The organism is Roseateles sp. P5_E11 (genome assembly GCF_054049355.1).
The window spans coordinates 1-3,714 of the sequence record NZ_JBFUMO010000566.1 but is presented as its reverse complement, the minus strand read 5'-3'; the positions used below and the strand labels follow the sequence as shown (position 1 = coordinate 3,714).

Here is a 3,714-nt window from a genome sequence, read left to right as displayed (position 1 = left end):
CCCCGCGGGATCGACTTTGGTCCACCGAGCAGCTCGTCAAATCGAAGAAGTGCGGCGCCATCGTGGCTTGGCTGCCGCTGGTGCGCGCTGAGCAGGTTAGGCGGCTGCAAGTGCTGGCAAGCCAGTGCAGAGGCCCTGTATTCCTGTGCCGCCCCGAAGCCGCCATCCGCGACTCGTCGGCCGCCCCGCTGCGGCTGCTGGCCCGCTACGAGGCCGACTGGCAAATCGCCGTCGACGTACTGAAGCGCAAGGGACCGCCGCTGGAGGAGCGGCTGCACCTGCTGTCGATGCCCGGCGGCACCCACACCATCATGACCCCGCGGCTGCGGCATTACAGCCGCCTCCGCGTGAGACCGAGCCATGTTGTGGTCAGCCATCCTGCTGCCCCCGTGCGCGAGCGATCCCAAGTCTTCACAGCCCCCCAGCCTTGACGCCCTTCGTGCCGTTGCCGTCTGGGCGCTGCAGTTCACGCCCAGAGTCACCGTCTCCGAAGATGCCGTCTTGATGGAGGTGGAGGCCAGCACGCGGCTGTTCGGCGGTAGGCGTGCGCTGCGTGACCGCGTTGTCGGGGAGGCTGGCGAGCTGGGCGCGCAGAAGGTTGCCTGGGCCAGCACGAGCCTGGCGGCCCATGCCCTGGCGCGCTGCGGCATCGAGAACGGGTTCAAGCGATCCTTGCCCGACATGCTCGATGCCCTACCGATGGGCTGCCTCACCGCGGTCAGGCAGCACGAGACCACGCTGGCGCAGGCCGGCTGCCGGCTGCTGGGTGACGTCCGCCGGCTGCCGCGGGCTGGCATCGGGCGGCGCTTCGACAAGCGCCTTCTGCAAGCCCTGGATCAGGCCTACGGCCACGCTCCCGAGGCGCATGAGTGGGAGGTGCTGCCCGACGGCTTCAAAGCCCGCCTAGAGCTGCCCTTCCGCGTCGAGCAAGCCCCAGCCCTGCTGCAGGGCGCGCGGCGGCTGATGGTTCAGATGTGCGGCTGGCTGGCGGCCAGGCACTCAGGCACTACCGCCTTCACGCTGCGCTGGTGGCACGACGCCATGCGGCACCGAGACGCGGGCGACAGCGGGCAGTTGACCGTGGGGACGGCGAGCCCGAGCCGCAACGTCGAGCACCTGTGCCGCCTTCTGGCCGAGCACCTGGCCAAGGTCACGTTGCTGGCGCCGGCAGGCGACCTGGAGCTGACCGCCGACGAGGTCCACGACCAGGCCGGCACCAATGGGTCGCTGCTGCCGGACGCCGTGGAGGACGAGGAGTCTCTGGACCTGGTGCTGGAGCGCATGGCCGCGCGGCTCGGCCCGCAGGCTGCGAAGCGGTGCGTCACGCTAGCGGACCACCGGCAGGAATGGATGGCGCGCTGGCAGCCTGCTAGCGTGCCGCTAGCGCGCCGCTCCAAGCCCAGCACAGAGCTACCCCAGCCTACCTGGGTCCTTCGCGAGCCGCTGAAGTTGGCCGTGAGGAACGAGCGCCCCGTCTATCAGGGCGAGCTGCAGCTCCTCGCCGGCCCCCAGTGCATCGAGGGCGGCTGGTGGGACCGCGATGAAGCCGTCGGTGAAGGCCGAAACGTCGTGCGCGACTACTGGCTGGCCGAGTCCGAGCACGCCGGCTTGCTGTGGATCTTCCAGTCCAAGCAGGGCGACGCCATCTGCTGGTTCCTGCACGGCGTCTTCGGCTGACGAGACCGCCATGATCCCGCCCTACGCCGAGCTGCGGTGCCTGTCGAACTTCTCTTTCCTGCGCGGGGCCAGCAAGCCCGAGGAGCTGGTCGAGAAGGCCAAGGCGCTGGGCTACAGCGCCATCGCCATCGCCGACGAGTGCAGCCTGGCGGGCATCGTCAGGGCCCATGTGGCGGCCAAGGAGGCCGGCATCAAGCTGCTGGTGGGGTCGCAGTTCGAGGTGCGGTCGGACACCCCGTTCAGCTTCGTAGTGCTAGCCACCAACCGCAACGGGTACGGCAACCTGTCCGAGTTCATCACCCACCTGCGCCGCCGGTCCGAGAAGGGAACGTATCACCTGGACCTGGCCGAGATCGACAGCAAGACCCTCGCCGACTGCGTGGTCATCGCCGTGCCCGACCGGCGCTGCGCGCAGGAGCAGATGGAGGTCATCGCCCGCTGGCTGCTGACCCACTGGACCGGCTGCTGCTGGCTGGGCTGGGAGCAACTGCGCCGCATCGACGACGAAGTCCAGCTCCACAAGCTGCGCCAGTGCAGCGAATTGACGGCCGTGCCCATCGTCGCGGTGGGCGACGTGCTGATGCATGTGCGGTCCCGCAAACCCCTCCAGGACATGATGACCGCGACGCGCCTGGGCATGCCCATCGCGGAATGCGGTCTGAAGCTGCGTCAGAACGCGGAGCAGCGCCTGCGTACCCGGCGGCGCATCGCCGAGCGCTGCCCGCCGGAGCTGATGATGGAGACCCTGCGCGTGGCCGACAGGTGCGAGTTCTCGCTCGACGAGCTGAAATACCAGTACCCCAGCGAAGTCGTTCCGCGAGGACACACCCCCACCAGCTACCTGCGCCAGGTCRTCTACGAGGGCGCAGGGAGGCGCTGGAAGAAGGGCGTGCCGGCCGAGGCCCAGGTACAGATCGAGCACGAACTGGCCCTGATCGAGGAGCTGCACTACGAGCACTACTTCTTGACCGTCTACGACATCGTGGCCTTCGCCAGGTCCAAGGGCATCCTGTGCCAAGGCCGCGGCTCTGCCGCTAACAGCGTGGTCTGCTACTGCGCGGGCGTTACCGAGGTGGACCCGCTGCGCTCGTCAATGCTCTTCGAGCGCTTCATCAGCAAGGAGCGCGGCGAGCCCCCAGACATCGACGTGGACTTCGAGCACGAGCGGCGCGAGGAAGTCATCCAGTACCTGTACGGACGGTACGGGCGTGACCGCGCCGCGCTGACCGCGGCCGTCTCCAGCTACCGGCCGCGCGGCGCCCTGCGCGACGTGGGCAAAGCCCTGGGCCTCGACGAGGCCACGTTGGACGTACTGGCCAAGGGCACCAGCTCTTTCGACCTGGCAATCGGCGACGAGGTCATCGCCGAAGCCGGCCTGGACAAGGACAGCCTGCTGGTCCGGCAACTGCGCACGCTGACCGAGCAGCTCCAGGGCTTCCCCCGGCACCTCAGCCAGCACAGCGGCGGCTTCGTCCTGACCGCCGACCGGCTGTGCCGAATCGTGCCCATCGAGAACGCGGCCATGCCCGACCGCACGGTCATCCAGTGGGACAAGGACGACCTGGACTTGATGGGCCTGCTTAAGGTGGACGTGCTGGCCCTCGGGATGCTGACCGCCCTGCGCAAGGCCCTCGACCTCATCGGCATGCGCCAGGGGCAGGTTTTCGAGATGCAGGACATCCCACCGGAGGACCCCGCCACCTACGACATGATCTGCCGGGCCGACACGGTGGGCGTCTTCCAGATTGAAAGCCGCGCGCAGATGTCCATGCTCCCGCGCATGCAGCCGCGCTGCTTCTATGACCTGGTCGTGGAGGTGGCCATCGTGCGACCTGGCCCGATTCAGGGCGGCTCTGTGCACCCCTACCTCGACCGCCGGCAGGGGCGCGTGCCGGTGACCTACCCCAGCCCGGAGATCGAGCAGGCCCTGGGCCGCACGCTGGGCGTGCCGTTGTTCCAAGAGCAGTGCATGCAGTTGGCCATCCTCTGCGCCGGCTTCACGCCCGGCGAGGCCGACGGGCTCCGCCGGGCAATGGG

General features: G+C 68.7%; 2 protein-coding genes and 1 pseudogene. All 3 read left to right on the top strand.

What is annotated here, in order from left to right; translation table 11 throughout:
- Positions 1 to 431, top strand: a pseudogene (locus ACXJKR_RS27035) (translesion DNA synthesis-associated protein ImuA); the annotation flags it as partial.
- Positions 361 to 1,677, top strand: a complete 1,317-nt coding sequence (locus ACXJKR_RS27030; RefSeq protein ID WP_457325441.1) for a Y-family DNA polymerase — start codon at positions 361 to 363, stop codon at positions 1,675 to 1,677. The pseudogene ACXJKR_RS27035 and the gene ACXJKR_RS27030, both read left to right, overlap by 71 nt.
- 10 nt (positions 1,678 to 1,687) lie before the next feature.
- A partial coding sequence (locus tag ACXJKR_RS27025) for an error-prone DNA polymerase (protein WP_457325440.1) occupies positions 1,688 to 3,714 on the top strand: 2,027 nt, incomplete at its 3' end.